This window comes from Chryseobacterium sediminis (genome assembly GCF_008386505.1).
Taxonomy (GTDB): Bacteria; Bacteroidota; Bacteroidia; order Flavobacteriales; family Weeksellaceae; genus Chryseobacterium; species Chryseobacterium sediminis.
In genome coordinates, this window is record NZ_VUNZ01000001.1 from 2343023 (window position 1) to 2362210 (window position 19188).

At 36.3% G+C, this 19188-nt stretch carries 10 protein-coding genes; 5 read left to right on the forward strand and 5 right to left on the reverse strand.

The genetic code is table 11. The annotated features are described in order from the left end of the window. Positions 1–113: 113 nt before the first annotated feature. The 4 genes from FW780_RS10655 to FW780_RS10670 all read right to left on the reverse strand — a co-directional run bounded on the left by FW780_RS10655 (position 114) and on the right by FW780_RS10670 (position 5391). On the reverse strand, positions 114–1058 hold the full coding sequence (locus FW780_RS10655) for a hypothetical protein (protein ID WP_149833555.1): 945 nt from the start codon (positions 1056–1058) through the stop codon (positions 114–116). 174 nt (positions 1059–1232) lie between these two features. Then, complete coding sequence (locus tag FW780_RS10660) at positions 1233–1847, reverse strand: response regulator transcription factor (RefSeq protein WP_149833556.1); 615 nt, start codon at positions 1845–1847, stop codon at positions 1233–1235. Further along, complete coding sequence (locus FW780_RS10665) at positions 1844–4813, reverse strand: sensor histidine kinase (RefSeq protein ID WP_149833557.1); 2970 nt, start codon at positions 4811–4813, stop codon at positions 1844–1846. Before FW780_RS10665 ends, FW780_RS10660 begins: the two co-directional genes overlap by 4 nt. Before the next feature lie 284 nt (positions 4814–5097). Beyond that, positions 5098–5391 carry a helix-turn-helix domain-containing protein gene (locus FW780_RS10670; RefSeq protein WP_149833558.1) on the reverse strand — a complete coding sequence of 98 codons (294 nt, stop codon included), beginning with the start codon at positions 5389–5391 and terminating at the stop codon, positions 5098–5100. Positions 5392–5575: 184 nt separating this feature from the next. Between FW780_RS10670 and ccoN the strand changes: the two genes are divergently transcribed. The 5 genes from ccoN to FW780_RS10695 all read left to right on the forward strand — a co-directional run bounded on the left by ccoN (position 5576) and on the right by FW780_RS10695 (position 17361). Further along, on the forward strand, positions 5576–7855 hold the full coding sequence (gene ccoN, locus FW780_RS10675) for a cytochrome-c oxidase, cbb3-type subunit I (RefSeq protein WP_149833559.1): 2280 nt from the start codon (positions 5576–5578) through the stop codon (positions 7853–7855). A 19-nt stretch (positions 7856–7874) separates the two neighbouring features. Beyond that, on the forward strand, positions 7875–8762 hold the full coding sequence (locus tag FW780_RS10680) for a cbb3-type cytochrome c oxidase N-terminal domain-containing protein (protein WP_149833560.1): 888 nt from the start codon (positions 7875–7877) through the stop codon (positions 8760–8762). A 292-nt stretch (positions 8763–9054) separates the two neighbouring features. Next, positions 9055–14082 (forward strand): translocation/assembly module TamB domain-containing protein, encoded by a 5028-nt coding sequence (locus tag FW780_RS10685; protein ID WP_149833561.1) that lies wholly within the window; start codon positions 9055–9057, stop codon positions 14080–14082. Beyond that, the gene (gene tamL / locus FW780_RS10690; protein ID WP_149833562.1) at positions 14082–16409 is read left to right on the forward strand and encodes a translocation and assembly module lipoprotein TamL; all 2328 of its coding nucleotides are present in this window, start codon (positions 14082–14084) and stop codon (positions 16407–16409) included. Before FW780_RS10685 ends, tamL begins: the two co-directional genes overlap by 1 nt. Position 16410: 1 nt before the next feature. Beyond that, positions 16411–17361, forward strand: a complete 951-nt coding sequence (locus tag FW780_RS10695) for a YihY/virulence factor BrkB family protein (RefSeq protein ID WP_149833563.1) — start codon at positions 16411–16413, stop codon at positions 17359–17361. Positions 17362–17417: 56 nt separating this feature from the next. Here the strand turns inward: FW780_RS10695 and argS are convergent, their stop codons facing one another. Continuing rightward, positions 17418–19178, reverse strand: coding sequence for an arginine--tRNA ligase (gene argS, locus FW780_RS10700; protein ID WP_149833564.1), 1761 nt, complete (start codon positions 19176–19178; stop codon positions 17418–17420). Positions 19179–19188 lie beyond the last annotated feature (10 nt).

Genomic DNA, 19188 nt, shown 5'->3' on the forward strand with positions numbered 1-19188 from the left:
AACCGGAAAGCCCCTTTCTGATTAGCCCCTTGCCGATAAAATTTAAAATATAATGACAAAAACGGCCTTAACCCCGATAGATTAAGACCGCTTTCCACAATATCAATATGATATTAATTCGCTATTTTGTACCCAAACATGGTACTTGTTACCACTTCATATTTGTTACCGGCAGATACACCGGCTACAGAAGCCATACTTACGGTTTCCCCTGCACTAAGATAAGTCATGCATGAAATGCTTGAACCAAAAACTCTCGTTACAGTAGGTTGATAGGATTGGACTAATATACTTCCACCATTACCGGGAGCATAATTTTTTATAAAATACAACACAGTCCATGTAAAGTTTGGATTTCCGGCTACGTTTCCATTGTCAAACTGAGTAGATCCCTGAATTACGTAATACCCATCACTAGGTGCCTTAAATGCTCCTGTAGAAGTATTAAGGACATTCCCTTTATTAATAACCGTCCCTTGGGGATAAACAATTGCTGTTCTTATCCATGGATCAGAGGGAGTGGCAGTTGCATCACAGCTTTGTCTTTGGGTAGTAGACACCGCTGAAAAAGGATAGGTAGATTCTGCTGAAGGAACACTGTTTGAACTTGAAACCAGTACGAGTTCCCATGTTGCACCAGTAATTGTTCCTTTACTCACCAGAAATGCATAATATCCGGGTGGAACTGTAATGGAAGGAACTCCAAGACCAGTCCCGTTCTGATCATCAATCAGTTCAGAGCCATTGGCTGAAACAGTAAGTATTTTTCCGCCTGTGTTTTTAAAGTGATAAGTACGTCCTGCAAAATTACCTGCTCCACTGATGGCTGCCGGTAAAGTTAACGTTCCATCAGCAGTTCCGTTATAGGCGATATAGTAATCATTGGCTCCTACAGCACCACTTACAGCAACTGTTTTGTATGTTGCAGCAAATGAACCATTCACCGTAAGGGTACTGCCGGGATTTGCAGTATTAATCCCTACACTTCCTACCTGAGCATTTACAGAAATACAATTTAAACCTGCCAACAAGGCAATGAAAAGCATCTTTTTTTTCATAAACAAATACATTTTTAGAATCTAAAAGGTTCGGAATAACATCCAATACCTTTAATTATTTAATGGAAGTTTCGCAATACGAACCTACTGCGAAAAACGAATAAATAAAGAACAGATCCTGTACGTATTTTTCCACAAAGCCGTAAGGGTTTTATGACAAAAGCAGATGGGGTATTAATGTATTTCTTTATAAATATGAAACAGTTCAATCAGATTGGTAATCTTCAGTTTCTGATAGATTCTTCTTTTGTAGGTCCCTACAGTAGATTCTTCAACATTCAGGGCATTCGCAATTTCAAGATTTCCGTTTCCTTTAGCCAAAAGATTAAAAACCTGCAGCTCTCTCTCTGATAAATGCTCTACTGCTTTTTTCTTCTTACTTCCTTTCAGCATTTCATTCATAATCTCCGGCGTGTAGTAATATCCATCTTTAAAGAGAGCCTCAATAGCTTTTACAAATATTTCCGGGTCACTCTGCTTATTCAGGAAGCCATTTGCTCCTTCTTCAATGTATTGCAAGGCAATATTTTCTTTGTAAGACGTAAATATTAAGATAAGAGTTTCTTCAGAAATATTTTTTATCTCTTTAACCATAGATTTGAGAATACTCCCGGGAAGTTCAATATCAAGAATAATGAGGTCATATTTTTCAGATTCAAATTTCTGTTTTGCTTCTCCATAGGTTTCGGCAAAATCAACCTCAAAATAATTAAAATTTTTCTCCAGGATCATAGCGGTCCCGATTCTTACCACATGATGGTCATCTGCAATGAGTATTTTTTTTGTCATATTTTAATAAGGATTTTAATAAGAGTTCCCTTTGGGGTATTTTGATGGAAAGTCATTTCAGAATTAATCTTCATCATGAGCTGAACAACCATATGAAGCCCCAAACCATAGTTTTTAAAAGTCATATGTTCATTCTCTTTTTTCTTAAAAAGTCCAGTATAGTAAATCATCTGTTCATCGGACATTCCACTACCGGTGTCCTTGATTATAATTTCTATGTGTGATTCTGCAGAGGTTGATGTAATGGTAATTTCACCATCTGAAGTGTTTTTTACCGCATTATCTATGATATTGTGAAAAACTGCAAGGAGAATGTTTTTATTAAGCCTGGTCTTTAGCTGATGGTCACAAAAATTGTATATAAATGTATTTTTCCGAGCAGCAATTTCTTCAAACAATAATCTTTTAGTCTCTATCAGATCATAGAAGGAATATTCATCATCGTCAGTACTTTCCTGTTTGTACAGTTCTGTATATTCTTTTAGGCTTAAAGTAAATTTATACAGCTGTTCAGAGGTTTTATAAATGCTGTCAAAATATTTTTTCTGAGTTTTCAGATCTTCAGACTGGTTAAGTTCCTGTGAAAGAAGTGCAATAAATTTAACAGGTGTCGTAATATCGTGGCTTATGCTTTCTATCAGTTTTTTTTGATAATCAGATTCGCTTTTAAGCTTATTGTGGGTTTCCAACAGCTGTTTATCTTTATGATCTATAGTATTTTTCAGCACTTTATTTTTCAGTCTTAAAAAATTAGTCCTGATTTGTATAATCATCAAAATGATAAAAATGACAATAACCGCTATCAGAATTTTAAAGAAAAGAGTCTGATAAAAATAGGCTTCAACTTCTACGGGAATAGTTTTATAAATAAATTTTCCTGTTCCGGAAGACAGAAACCGGACGATAAGATTGTAAGTTCCGGGTTCTATATTGGTCAGCCGGAATGTTTTATCACTTTTGACATTTACCCACTGGCTATCTTTATTGTCTGAAAGTTTAGCCTGCAGATAAATATTCTCCAAATCAGAATAGTAGGGAATATCTATATAAACTTCTGCATTTTTGTATCCACATTCCAAAAAGAGCTTATCTTTCAGCTGAATCATTTTTCCTTTTATTCTTGCTCTTTCAAGATAGAGGTCGTGAGCTACGGGGTAATAAGCTTTAATTCTGTCAGGGTTAAAAAACACAAATCCTTCCATAGACGGAAACACAAACTGCCCATCGTTCAGTTTATGCGCGCAGGGATTTGCACTTCCATTGAATTCATTATTTAAAAGACCCTGTTTTTTAGTATAGCGATAATAAGTAATAGCTCCTTTAGGAGCTTTCATGTATTGCAGAAGAGTGTTTTTACTGACTTGAAAAAGTCCGTTATCAGACGAAATCCATAAGTTGGAGTTCCGGTCTTCCAACAGATAATGGGCATTAGCAAGAAAAGCATTTTTATCGGATGGAAGCCTGACTGCCTTATGGTCTTTTATTAAATAAATCCCCCGATTATAAGTTGTAAACCAAACATTCCCGTCTTTTGTTCTGATGATTTGTTTTACCGGCAGGCCTTTTCCAATAAGTTTTATCACTTTATTACGGGCAAAAGAGTACACAAAGATCCCACCACTGCTCCCTATATAAAGAAGATCTTTGTTATATCTGACAACGGCCTCTATTTTATCTTTACAAGGAATAATTCTTTCTATTTTACTGAATTGATCCTGCTTATATATATAAAGATAAGACTGCATTCTGCTTATAAATGATGCCATATATAAGCCTGCGCTTTTATATAAACCATTAATTTCTTTCCCTTTAAAAGAAACAGAGTCATATTTTGTAAATCCTGTATTCTTATATCTTATATGAATAGAATTATTTTCCCGATAAACCAAATTCCCGGTATCATCCTCTAAAATATATCGCTTGTCATAAGATTGAGGGGCCGTATATATTCTTTCTGAAGAACCAGAAGAATATACAATTCCTTCCTGAGTAAGAACAGAGTGATCTCCATAGGGAACTGCAGCATAACACACCTCATCCTGATAAGGCAGATTCTTTCTGGAAACTGAGAAATCTGATAAGCTCAGAATTTTCAGTCCGTTAATAGAACTTCCGATGTATAATTTTCTGGTTACTTCATCGTAGAACATAGCTCCGGAAATATCTTTATCAATATCCTTATATTCTAACAAATAAGTAAGCTCCAGCTTTCCGCCTGAAAACTCACTTCTGTATATTTTGCCGTGGCTGATCATGAAAACCTGTCCGGTAATCTGCTGCCAGTAGATTTTAGTTTCCGGATCAGTATAAACCGATGGTGCATTGATGTAAGAATATTTCCCATGATACAGCTGAAGCACCTTTTTATGCTCAACATCAGCAATAAAGGCATAGTCTCCATGGGCAAATAACCGTCTTAATCTGCTGTGTGGAAGTTTCAGATCAATTGTTATTCTGTTTTTATTTTTTTGATCAACATAAATAACTGTATTGTTTTCAAAATAATAGGAACCTGCATTTAAACAAATAAAAAATGAATATATACTCGGAACATATCGTACTGTGAAATTATTTTTGAAAAGCTGTTTGTATATTTTATTATCTGTCGAACTTTTGGAATTAAACATTGGTCCGGAAGATATAATATTAGGTTTTCTCCGGGAAATCAACACAATATCTTTTTCAGAAGTATTAAAAACGTGAATACTATCTTTTTGTATGTTTCCGAAGAAATCACCGAAGCTTAGATTTTTAAGTTTAAAATTTTTATATTCTACAAAGTTACTTCCGTCATATCGCAAAACCCGGCCTTCCATAGACAGCCAAATAAAGCCATATTTATCTTTTACAATGTCCTTGATACTGTTTTGAGGCAGACCATTGTCCATGTTATACCATTGGGTAGTATAGCTTTGCCCGTGGATACATAGAAAAAACAAGAGTGAAATAAAGTAAAGAAGCTTCATTCAGTGGGCAGGCATTATATTTATAACAAATATATTATAGAAAATTAAATATATTGTAAACATTTATCCACAATTATGTGAATTTTTTTCTACATAATTGTTTATAAACAATATATTGATTATTATAAATTTGAAAAACCAATACTTGTTCACCATCAATGCCATGATCTTCAGGCGTACTAAAAACACAGTCTTTTTTTGACTAAAAATATGATCTCCATCAATAACCGAAGGAGATCATTATTTTATGATTATATTGTAATGTAAAAGCAAAAAAGCCAAGTCTACAAAAACTCTTTCGGAATTGAAATATTATTCTTTTTCATATATTCTAAAAGGTCCTGATATTTATCTTCATATGCATCTATTCCACATTTATGCGAAATACTACAGATATCGGATGGTTTGATGTCTAAAATAGTTGATATTTTAGTCAGTATCTCCAGATTGATCTTTACCTTGGAATTTTCAATATCGGAATAAGCTTTCTGGGAGATCCCCATTTCAAAAGCCATGTATTCCTGGGTAAGGTCTTTACTCCTACGGATTTTTCTGATATTTTGTCCACATACTTTCATCGTTTTTGTTTTAGTAGTTTTCGGTATATTTTAGAAGATTATCTAATAGCCTCTAACAAAGTTAATAAATACCTTTGGCAAAACATTATACACGTTACATGATATTTATTTTCAACAGAGAAAAGAATCAAAAATAAGCCTTTTTTCAGAGAAAATATCACTTCGGTAAACACTATTGGAATTTATGGAGACGCAAAAATTTAATTATGACAATAATATTGTCAGAGCATTCCTCTATGCGACTATCGCATTCGGACTTGTAGGATTTCTGCTGGGGCTTACAGCTGCATTGATGCTTTTTTATCCTGAATTACCTGAATTTTTATTCGGTACGGATGACACAACTATTAAAAGCTTAGCTTCAGGCAATATTCAGGGACTGATCAATACTCAGGGAGCAATGGGCTTCGGAAGAATCAGAATGCTTCATACCAGTGCTGTAATTTTTGCTTTCGTATGTAATTCCTTTTTCTGTGGTGCTTACTACAGTATGCAAAGACTTCTTAAAACCAGAATGTATAGTGATACACTTTCATGGATCCATTTCTGGTCATGGCAGTTGATGATCGTTAGTGTAGTGATTACTTTCCTTATGGGAATCAACACTTCTAAAGAATATGCTGAACATGAATGGCCTATTGATATTTTAATTGCATTTTCATGGATCATTTTCGGGATCAATATGTTCGGAACTATTGCCAAGAGAAGGGTGAGACATTTATATGTAGCCATCTGGTTCTATCTTGCAACCTGGATTGCTGTAGCAATGCTTCACATCTTCAATAACCTGGAAGTTCCGTTATCTTTCACAAGCTGGAAATCTTATTCTGTATATGCAGGTGTAAAAGATGCATTAGTACAATGGTGGTATGGGCACAATGCGGTTGCATTTGTATTAACTACCCCTGTATTAGGTCTTATGTATTACTTTATGCCAAAAGCAGCACAACGACCGGTATTCTCATACAAGCTATCCATAATTCACTTCTGGTCGCTGATCTTTGTATACCTTTGGGCCGGGCCTCACCACCTGCAATATACAGCTTTACCTGCATGGGCTCAGGCTGTTGGAACTGGATTCTCTATCATGCTTATTGCACCGTCATGGGGAGGAATGCTGAATGGTCTTCTAACCTTAAGAGGAGCATGGGATAAAGTAAGAGAAAATCCAATTCTGAAATTCTTTGTAGTGGCTATTACCTGTTATGGTATGGCTACCTTTGAAGGACCTTTATTGGCTACAAAATCATTAAATAAAATTGGTCACTATACCGACTGGGTTATTGGTCACGTACATTTAGGAGCCCTTGGCTGGAATGGTTTTATGGCATTCGGAGTGGTATATTATCTGGTTCCGATCATGTGGAGAACGCCTCTTTGGTCTAAAAAACTGGCCAACTGGCACTTCTGGCTGGGAACATTAGGAATTATCTTCTATGCCGTTCCTATGTATATTTCAGGATTTACACAGGGATTGATGTGGAAACAGTTCAATCCGGACGGAACATTATTGTGGAAAAACTGGCTGGATACCGTTACTGCAATTATTCCTTACTTTAAAATGAGATTCTTAGGAGGGATTCTTTATCTGTCCGGAGCAATTTTAATGGTCATTAATGTTATCAAAACTGTTAAAGCCGGTTCATTCCAGAAAGAAGTTCCTGCAGAAGCTCCTGCATTAGCCAACATCGGTACATCAAGAAAAGAAGGTGAAGGCGTACACCTATGGTTGGAAAGAACACCTACTCTCCTTTCTATATTAGCTTTTATCACCATAGCAATCGGTGGATTGGTGGAAATTGTTCCCACACTTTCACTTAAACAAAGTGTTCCGACAATTACCGCAGTAAAACCCTATACACCACTGGAACTGGAAGGTAGAGATCTTTATATCCGTGAAGGATGTAACGCTTGCCACTCTCAGATGATCAGACCTTTCCGTGATGAAGTGGTAAGATTTGAAGGAAAGAACGGACAGTATTCCAAAGCAGGAGAGTTTATTTATGACAGACCTTTCTTATGGGGATCTAAAAGAACAGGACCGGATCTTCACAGAGAAGGAGGAAGAAACCCAGACTCATGGCACTTTAAACATATGTACAACCCAAGAATTACGTCTGCAGGTTCTATCATGCCACGTTTCCCATGGTTAATTACCAATAAACTGGACCGCGATCAGATGGTGGATAAGATGAAACTGATGAAAAATGCCTTCGATGTTCCTTATACAAAAGCTCAGATAGATTCTGCCAACCAATGGGCAGACAACCAGTCAAAAGCCATTGTAAATAGAATTTATGCCGAAGCAACGGATGTAAAAGATCAGATGGTAAAAGAAAAAACAGCCAAAGGATCTGCATATGTCCCTCTTGAACAGAGAGAAATTGTAGCAATGATCGCTTACCTGCAGAGATTAGGTACGGATATTAAAACAACACAGGTACAAACAGCCAGCGTAGAGTAACATTTAAAATTGAATTGCAATGAAAACGAGAACCCCAATTTCAATATATATCGCAGCAACGATAGGTTTAACGATCATGGCCTTTGAAATGTTCGCCAGTGATTCAGGATATTTTTCTTCTCCTTTTTTCTGGGCGCTGATATTAATTGCCATTATCCTTCTGCTCATCATGAATTCGATTGGAGATCTGGTGGAAAATGAAAATTTCAACAGATTATCAGAGGAAGAGAAAAAACAATATCTGGCAGAAAAAAATACTCCTTATTATCAGAAATTATGGAACTCTGCCTTCAAAAAACAATCCGTTACGGAAGAAAAGGATATCCTTATCGACCACGGTTTCGATGGAATTACAGAGCTGGACAACTCACTTCCGAAATGGTGGATTGGTCTGTTCTGGTTCGGATGTATCTTTTGTGTAGTTTATCTGACAGCTTTTTCTTTCACAGATTATGCCCATCCGGAGGTAGAATACACTAAAGAAGCAAAAACCATGTTGGCCTCTATTGAAGAGTATGAGAAAACGGCTCCCCAGATCAATCTGGAATCCGCAAAATACAGTGCTGATAACATCGCAGATGGTCAGGAACTCTTCAAAACGAATTGTGTTACCTGCCATGGAGACGGAGGAAAAGGAGGTATAGGCCCAAACCTTACCGATACACACTGGATCAACATGAAAGAAAAAAGTTTATTTAAAAATGTATTCTGGATGCTTGAAAACGGTTCTCCAAACAATCCTACCATGAGACCTTTCATCAAGGAAGGAACCATCACAGGACGGGATGCCGAAAAGATTGCCGCTTACATTTACCATATCAATCAGGAAACTGCTCCTATTACAACAGCACAAGGTGGTGCCGCTCCGCAGGGAGAAGAAGTAAAATGGGAAAACGGAAACAATTAAAAATTTATTATCTATCATATAAACCATGCCAAGCCCCCTTTTCTACTACACTAACATTTGAATTTCATTTTTGCTAACTAACCTTTTCAACACTAAAAATGATATAAAGGGGGCTTTTTTAAAAAATACAAATCCATACCTTGGCTTGTCTTACTCAACTATTCACTTGACAACTACAAACTAAAAATTCCATAATAAGACGGCCAAGGCAGGATTTTTGCATTTGCAATGGATACCACAACAAAGACTAAGTAAAATAGTATTATTATCTTTGTTAGAAACCACATCGCATTTGAAACTGAAAATCAACACCACAAAAATTTTAAGGCGTATTGTAATAACCTTTATTTCAATATTGGTTTTTCTTACCCTGTTGATATTAAGCTTAAGGCTTCCTGCCGTTCAAAACTTCATTAAAGACAAGCTTATTGTTTACCTTGAGAAAAAAATCAAAACCAAGGTAAGCCTTGAAAAAGTGTATATCGGATTTCCTAACAGCCTTGTTATGGAAAATCTTTACCTCAAAGGACAGGATGTAGATACACTACTGGCAGTCAGAAAACTGGATGTAGGTTTACATATGCTGAAGCTCCTCAATTCTACAGCAGATATTACGTCAGTCAACATGGAAGGAGCCCGTGCTAACGTAGTACGAAAACCGGATGGCAAATTCAACTTCGATTATATCATTGATGCTTTCGCAACCAGCGACAAAGAAGAAAGTTCTTCCAAGCCATTCATTATTTCTCTTGATAAAATCAATTTAAAAGATATTGGAGTAACCTTCAATGACCAGCAGTCCAGGAATGACATTAAACTATATTTTAAATCGTTTGATACCAGGGTAAAAACTTTTGATCTTAATAAAAACAATTACGCTGTTAATGATATTAATCTTGACGGATTAAAATTAAAGTTAAAACAGGGACTTGTAGAAGAAGTGGCCCAAAAGGTTGAGAAAAAAGTAGACTCTCTCAATGAAAAAAAACCGATGAATATTGGGTTGAGAGGTATTAAGCTTACTCATTTCGATATTGACTACGGTGACGAAAATACCAAAACATTCGCAAAAGTTATATTCAAAGAGCTGAGTACAAAGGTCAATAAACTTGATCTTGAAAACAATGCTTACAACGTTTCAAATGTATTTCTTTCCGGTGCAGATATTAATGCCAATCTTTATCTTCCTGCTCAGAATGCCAATCCGAAAAAAGCAAAAGAACCTGAAGTTTCCAAAGTCTCCGATCAGGATAAAGCGATGAAACTTCTCTTAGGAAAGCTTGTTCTGAATGATGTAAAGGTAAATTATAATAATACCGCTATTGCCCCAACCAAACAGGGAATGGACTTCAACCACCTGAATTTTTCCAAAATGAATGTGGAGGTAAGAAGTTTCAAAATGGAGAACAATACTTTTGCAGGAACAGTAAATTCTGCGGAAATTAAAGAAAACAGAGGCCTGGATATTCAGAAATTCAATACGGATTTTGTATATGCTGAAAAAGAAGCCTATCTAAAAGATCTTTACCTTCAGACTCCGAAAACAATCTTACGTGATGAAGTTATTTTAAATTATAACTCCATTGATCAGTTAAGCTCAAATCTTGGTACAGTAAAGATTTCAGCCAACATTAAAGATTCAAAAATAGGATTCTCTGACATTCTGAATTTAGTTCCGACTTTAAGAAATACAGTTCCGTTCAACAAATATCCAAATGCAATTCTCAATGTAAATGCTAATGTAAAAGGAACCGTAAATGATCTTTTAATCCAGGATCTCAAGGTTTCAGGGCTGGACCAGCTGAGAGTGATGGCTTCCGGAAAAATTAAAAATGCAATGAATCCGGATCAGTTATATTACGATCTGAGAATCGGAGAATTTTCTTCCAGTGCCAAAACGATATTCAATCTTGTCCCGAAAAATACAATTCCTTCCAATATTTCGCTTCCTTCCCATTTCAGTATTAAAGGAAATGCAAAAGGAACGACTAAAGTAGTAAATACAGACCTCAACCTCTACTCCACGCTCGGAAATGCCGCCGTCATCGCACAAGTAGATATGCGTAGAAAAAATCATGAATTATATGATGTAAAAGCCAATCTTCAGGGGATACAGGTAGGAAAAATTATTCAGAATAAAGATATTGGCCCTATCACAGCACAGATTGCAGCGAAAGGTGAAAGTTTTGATTTTAAAAATGCCAATGCAGATTTAAAGGGACATGTTGCCTCTGCAGTCTACAAAGGATACCGCTATCAAAACATGAATCTTACCGGTAAGATCAACAAAGGTGCTTATCATGTTATTCTGGATTCAAAAGATCCGAATGCCAGTTTACAGCTGACCGCGTCCGGAGTATATGATGAAAAAAATCCTACGGTAAAAGTGAACGGAGAAGTCATCAAACTGGATGTCAACAAACTTGGTTTCTATGAAAAACCAATGATCATTGCCGGAAAAATTGATGGTGATTTCACAAGTCTTGATCCTAATAATCTGAACGGGTATTTAAACCTTAAAGATTTTGCCTTTTCAGATACCAAAGAAGTCTATCCGGTACAGGAAGTGAATCTTAAAGCTTCTTCTACTCAGGATTCTACCCAGATTATTTTCAATTCTCAGGTAGCAGATGTGGAACTCAAGGGTAAATATAAACTTACTCAGATTTTTGGTGCTTTAACCCAGACAATCAATCAATATTATCAGTTCCAGAAGCCGGATAAAAACCAGAAAATAGATCCGGGACAGCATTTTACTTTTACAGCCAAAGTAAAAAACGATGACCTGATCAGAAAATTTGTTCCAGACCTGAAAGATTTTGAAACCATCAATCTGACAGGAAACTACGATGCAGATTCTCAAAAAATTGAAATTGACGGACAGATTCCGCGATTACTGTATGGGGAGAATACCATTGAAAAAGGAGCTTTAAAGGTAACCAACGAAAATCAGGCGCTACAATACAACCTGAATGTTGCCGCTTTAAAAAGTTCAAGTTTTTCTTTAAATAAAATCAATATTGACGGAGATGTTGCCGACAATACCATCCGATACAATGTAACGACAAAAGATGAGAAAGATGCCACCCAATTCCTGATTGCAGGAAATGCAAAATCCCTGAATGACATTACAGAAATTTCTCTGAACCCGAACGGCTTAAAACTTAACTACACGGACTGGAACGTTGCGGATAACAATAAAATCCAGATCAGCAGCAAAGGAATTCTGGCTGACAACTTTATCTTATCCAATGGAAACAGTGAAATTGCTGTTCAGTCTGAAAGCAATAGCCCAAGCAGCCCTTTAAATATTTCGTTGAAAGATTTTAAAATCGAAACCATTACAGAACTTATTAAAAAAGATACCGTTCTGGCCAGAGGAACGATCAACGGAACAGCACAACTTCGGGATGTTACTAAAAATATGACATTCACTTCTGACTTAAATATTTCTGATTTAATCGTTTATGGAAGTCCTGTCGGAAACCTTGCTGTAAAAGTGAATAACGCTTCACCGAATCTTTTAAATGCTGATATTGCTCTTTCCGGAAATAATAATGATGTAAAAATCCTTGGCGATTATAATACGTCTTCCAGTACTTTTGATCTGAATATGGCGATCAACCAGCTTCAGATGAAGAGTATTCAAGGGTTTTCTATGAATGCCATTACCAATACGGAAGGGTATCTTTCAGGAAACTTAAAGATCACCGGAACTACCGATAAACCTAATATTTTAGGAAAAGTAAAATTCAACGATGCAGGGCTGGAAATTGCCAAAACAGGAAGTGATTTCAGACACCTGAGTGATGAAATAGACTTTACAAACCAAGGGATTGAGTTTGATAAATTTAAAATCAAAGATAAAGACGGCAATGCTCTTGTTGTAGACGGACAGGTTCTTACACAAACCTACAGAGATTTTGCCTTTAACTTAAATGTAAATGCTAAAGATTTTAAAGTGGTCAATTCAGAAAAGTCTAATGATGCGATCATGTATGGTATTCTTGCTATTGATGCTGGACTTCATATCCGCGGAAATCTGGATCTTCCAAAGGTAGACGGAAGATTGAGCGTAGCAGACAACACAGATTTCACTTTTGTTCTTCCTCAATCAAGTCCTTCTCTGCAGGAAAGAGATGGTATTGTGGAGTTTGTAGATCAGGATCAGGTGGTTTTAAATAAAACCATCAAAGCAGATTCTCTGAATGCACAAAGCCGTATTAAAGGGATGGACGTAAGCGTTAATATTGAAGTCAGCAAAGAAGCAAAACTGTCGCTGATCATTGATAAAGCTAATGGTGATTTTGTACAGCTTCAGGGTGAGGCAGAATTAACCGGAGGAATAGATCCATCAGGAAAAACTACATTGGTAGGAGTATATGAAGTAGAAAAAGGTAGTTATGATCTTTCTGTAAGCTTCCTGAAACGTAAGTTTGATATCCAAAAAGGAAGTACCATCACATGGACCGGTGAACCTACCATGGCTCAAATGGATATTACCGCCGTTTATAAGACAGAAGCTCCGCCTATAGACCTTGTAGAACAGCAGATCAGTGGAGAAAGTGCTTCAACATTGAATCAGTTTAAGCAGAGAGTTCCTTTCAATGCTTTATTAAAAATGAAAGGAGAATTACTGAAACCTCAGCTTACTTTCGATATTACCACGGACGAAAAAAATAACTCTGTATCTACCAATGTAAAGGATATTATTGATCAGAAACTTGCCCAGATCAGAACTCAGGAATCTGAACTTAACAAACAGGTTTTTGCGTTATTGCTTCTCAATCGTTTCATTGGGGAAAATCCATTTGAAAGCGGGGCCGGAATGTCTGCAGAAACAATGGCAAGACAGAGTGTGAGTAAAATTCTTTCCCAGCAGCTGAATAATCTTGCCTCTGGTCTGATCAAAGGGGTAGATCTTAATTTTGGTCTTGATTCTTCGGAAGACTATTCCAGCGGGGAGAAAAATACCAGAACCGATCTGAATGTAGATATCAGTAAAAAACTATTGAATGACCGACTGAAAGTAACAGTGGGAAGTAATTTCGGACTGGAAGGCCAGGCACGTCAGAATGAAAATATGACCAATATTGCAGGTAACGTTTCTGTAGATTACAGTCTTTCCAAAGATGGAAGATATATGTTACGTGCTTATCGTAAAGATGAGTATCAGGTAGCTCTTCAGGGGCAGATTATAGAAACCGGAGTTGGATTTATCATTACATTGGATTATGACAAATTCCGTGAGATTTTCCAAAAATCCAGAGAGAAGAAGCCGAAAAAAAATCAAAATAACCAAGTGGTAGAATTTAAATAATGAGTAATAAGTTCCATATATATTGTAAATATCTGTTGGTTTCCGGATTGGCATCAACGGTAATTTCGTGCAGTAATACCCGGTTTTTGAAGGAAGGCCAGATGCTTTACACCGGAGCCAAAGTAAAGATTGAAAACGATACGATTTCTAAAAAGGAAAAGAAAGATCTTCAGTCTGCACTGGAAGCCAACCTCACCCCAAAGCCCAATTCTACATTTTTGGGAATGCGTCCAAAGCTTTACTTTTATAATATTGCCAAAGAGCCGAAAAAAGATAAAGGTTTTAATTACTGGCTTAAATATAAAGTAGGTGAAAAACCTGTATTATTAGGTGATGTAGATCGCGAGTTCAATAAAGATATCATTGAAAATTATTCTGAAAACAAAGGATATTTCAATGCCAGGGCTTCTTATGATACTGTTTCAAAAAATAAAAAAGCTCAGGTCATTTATACGGTAAGGCCGGGCTCCAGATATTTGATTGACGGAGTAAAATTCCAGAAAGATTCTACACTGGTTAATCAGGAAATTCAGAGTTTTTCCAATAGAACACTTCTTAAAAATGGGAATCCATTTGATCTCGATGTCATTAAAGCGGAAAGAGAAAGAATTGATACCAGATTAAAAGAAAGAGGTTTTTATTATTTCCATCCTGATAATATTATTGTACAGGCAGACAGTACGGTAAGTAAAAATCATAAGGTTGAACTTAACGTAAAACTGAAAGACAATACACCTAATCTGGCAACTCAGCAATTCAGTATAGACAAAGTGGTTGTATTTCCTAATTACAACATTCAGGATGTAAAAGATGGGAAATACAGTATTCCGATGAATAAAGATTCTCTTTCCAAATATGCTTTTGATGATATTTATGTTATTGATCCACAGCATAAATTTAAACCGAAGATTTTTGACAGGGCTTTATATTTCAAACAGGGAGATCTTTATAACCGTTCCAATCACAATCTTACCCTGAACCGATTGATAAGTCTCGGTGTTTTTAAATTTGTGAAGAATGAATTTGTTGTTTCGGATTCACTGAGTCATAAATTTGATGCTTATTATTTATTAACTCCAAGACAAATTCAGTCCCTTCGTCTGGAAGCCTTAGGAAGAACAAACTCTGCCAATTACGCAGGTAGTGAACTGAATCTGAACTGGACTCACCGAAATTTTTTCCGTGGTGCGGAACAATTTAAAGCAGCTATCTACGGAGCTTTTGATTTTCAGATGGGGGGCGCACAGAATGCCAATAATATTTTCCGTGCAGGAACGAATGTACAGCTTTCTATTCCGAGAATTGTTGCTCCTTTCCGTTTTCATTCTTCCAGTGAATTTGTGCCACGAACTAATATCACATTGGGATACGAATTTCAAAACAGAACGAAATATTATACTCTTAATAATTTTACAGGATCATTTGGGTATCTATGGAAAGAAAATGCAAGGAAGGAACATGAGCTGAAAGTCATTGATATTACACTCGTGTCTCCTGCAAATGTTACTGAAGAATATCTGGCTAAATCTGATGGAAATCCTGCCATGAAAAGAGTTGTAGACAAACAGCTTATTTTTGGCCCTACCTATTCTTTTACTTACACCAATACCATGCTTCCAAAAACCAATACCGTTTATTATAAAGGTACCCTTGATCTGGCAGGAAACATTACAGGTCTGGTTACGGGAGCTGATGTAAAAAAGGACAAAGAGAAAAAAATATTTGGAATTCCTTTCAGCCAATATGTAAAAATTGAAAATGATTTCAGGTTCTATCATAAGTTTACTGAAAAGTCTTCACTGGCCACAAGATTTATTGGAGGAATTGCTTATCCATACGGAAACTCAGAATTCATTCCTTTTTCCAAACAATTTTTCTCAGGAGGAAGTAACAGTATCAGGGCATTCCGTGCAAGAACATTAGGGCCGGGAAGTTTTGATCCGAGAACTATACCGGAGGGCTCTTATTTTGATCAGTCCGGAGATGTTAAACTGGAATTAAATGCTGAATACCGTGCCAATCTTTATAAGTTTTTAAATGCAGCAGTGTTTGTAGATGCCGGAAATATCTGGCTGCTTCATGATGATTCTACAAGACCTGGAGCGAAGTTTTCAAAAGATTTTTTAAATGAAATTGCGGTGGGAGCCGGAGTAGGTCTGAGACTGGATTTTTCTATCCTGATTTTAAGACTGGATCTTGCTATGCCACTGAGAGTTCCTTACTATCAGAAAGGAGATAGATGGGCCTTCGATAAAATCAATTTCGGAGATCCAAGCTGGAGAAAAGATAACCTTGTTTTTAATATTGCCATCGGATATCCTTTTTAATATGATCAAAAATGCTAAATTTTTCTGGGAGGTTCTGAAAGACACATTTACAGAATGGAACAATTCTACTGCATCAAAAGATTCAGCAAGTCTTGCTTATTATGCCATTTTTTCTATCCCGGGATTATTGATCATTATTATATGGGTACTTGGAAATTTCTTTGGTGAAGAAGCTATCCGTGGACAAATCAGCACACAGATCAGCGGTATTATGGGACCTGATGTTGCTAAAAGTATTGAAGGGATGCTGGCAGGCGCTCTGATTGATAAAAAAAATATTTTCATGAAAGCGGTTGGAGTGGGATCATTGGTTTTTGGTTCTACAACACTCTTTTTTCAACTTCAGCACTCATTAAATTCACTTTGGGAAGTAGAAGCAGCTCCCAAAAAGGCATTGATTAAATTTCTGCTGGACAGAGCCAATTCTTTGGGAATGATTCTTATTATGGGATTTCTTTTGATGATCACCATGGTTTTATCTTCTCTGATCAGTCTTTTCAATCAGATTATTACCCGATATTTTGGTTTTGAAACCTATATGCTGGTAGAGTTCGTGAATTTTGCTGTCGGATTTGGTCTGGTCATGCTTTTATTTGCTTTAATGTTTAAAGTACTGCCTGATGTTTTGATCAGCTGGAAACCAGTATGGAAAGGAGCATTTCTGACAACTGTTTTATTTACTCTCGGAAAGTTTTTATTGAGTCTTTATTTTAATCAGGTAAAGCCTACTTCAGCCTTTGGAGCTGCCGGAACAGTCATCCTTATTATGATGTGGATCAACTATTCCTGTATGCTGATATTTTTTGGCGCCGTATTTACCAAAGTTTATACTTATAAAAAAGGATATAAAGCCATTCTTTCCAAGCATGCAAGATGGACTCCCGCTAAGTTATATGCAGATAGTCTGAAACAGATGAGTAACCAGCAAACTTCAGATTCAAAACAATCCTAAAATATTAAATGTACATATAATAAAAAAGCCTCCTGAAATTCAGGAGGCTTCTATTTTTACATTCTGTTTACTGTTCCGATTCCCAGTAGTTCCAACGATTTTTTGATCGTCTTCGCTGTGATATCTGAAATATTCAAACGGAATTGTTTTACATTTTCATCTTCCTGATTCAGAATTGGGTTATTCTGATAGAAAGAGTTATAGGCTTTAACAAGATCATAAACATAGTTCGCCACCAAAGCCGGACTTAAAGTCTCCGCTGATTTTGCTACTACAGTTTTAAAGTTTGTCAGCTGCATAATCAATTCCTTTTCAGATTGATTCAATTCAATATCAGCTGTTTCCGTTTGCAAAGTACCTGCTTTAGACAGCAATGATTGAATACGAGCATAGGTATATTGGATAAACGGTCCTGTATTTCCATTAAAATCAATACTTTCTGCCGGATTGAAAAGCATTTTTTTCTTAGGATCTACTTTAAGCATAAAATATTTCAATGCACCCAATCCTACTGTTTCATAAGATAGTTCTTTATCTTCTTCGGAAAGTGTCTCTAATTTCCCTAATTCCTGAGCCTTAGATTTTGCAGTTTCATACATTTCCTGCATCAAATCATCAGCATCTACAACAGTTCCTTCACGGGATTTCATTTTACCTTCCGGAAGTTCTACCATTCCATAAGAAAGGTGATATAACTGATCTGCCCATTCATACCCCAGTTTTTTCAGGATTTTAAATAAAACCTGGAAGTGGTAATCCTGTTCGTTTCCTACTGTATAGATCAGCTTTTGAATACTATTTTGCTTAAAACGTTCAACTGCCGTTCCAAGATCCTGTGTCATATAAACCGATGTACCATCTGAACGTAGCAACAGCTTCTGATCAAGTCCTTCATCGGTAAGATCACACCAGACAGAACCGTCTTCTTTCTGATACAGAACACCTTTATCCAAGCCTTCCTGAATAAGATCTTTTCCTAAAATATAGGTATTGCTCTCATATTGAACCTGATCAAAATCAACACCCAGTCTCTTATAAGTTTCATTGAATCCTTTGTAAACCCATGAATTCATCTCTTCCCAAAGGGCTCTTACCGTTGCATCTCCATTTTCCCAATCCAAAAGCATTTTCTGAGCTTCTTTCATCACTGGAGCATCCTTCTTAGCCTGTTCCTCTCCTACTCCCTGTTCTACAAGCTCTGCAATTTCTTTTTTATAGTTTTTGTCAAATTCTACGTAATAGTTTCCAACAAATTTATCTCCTTTGGTATGAGTTGTTTCAGGAGTTTCTCCGTTCCCGAACTTCTCCCATGCCAGCATTGATTTACAAATATGAATTCCTCGGTCATTGATGATCTGAGTTTTGATCACATCATATCCTGCTTCTTTTAAAATCTGAGCTACAGAGAATCCTAATAAATTATTTCTGATGTGCCCTAAGTGTAATGGTTTATTCGTATTCGGTGAAGAATATTCCACCATTACCGTAGCATTTTTCTTTTCAATAGTAGAGAAATTTTTGCTTACAGATCTGAAATTATCTACAAACAATTGGTTTTTAACCTTAACATTTAGGAAACCTTTTACAACATTAAAGCTTTCAAAAATTTCCGTCTGCTCTGTCAAAGCTTCCCCTAATTCAACTCCGATGCTCTCGGGATTTTTTTTCAACTGTTTTACCAACGGAAAAGTAACAATGGTAAAATCACCCTCGAATTCCGTTTTATTCTCCTGAACTTCCAGCTTGATGTCTTTTAACTGATATACATTTAAAATAACTTCTGAAAGTTTTTCTTCTATAATATCTTTAATATTCATTTTTCTAAAT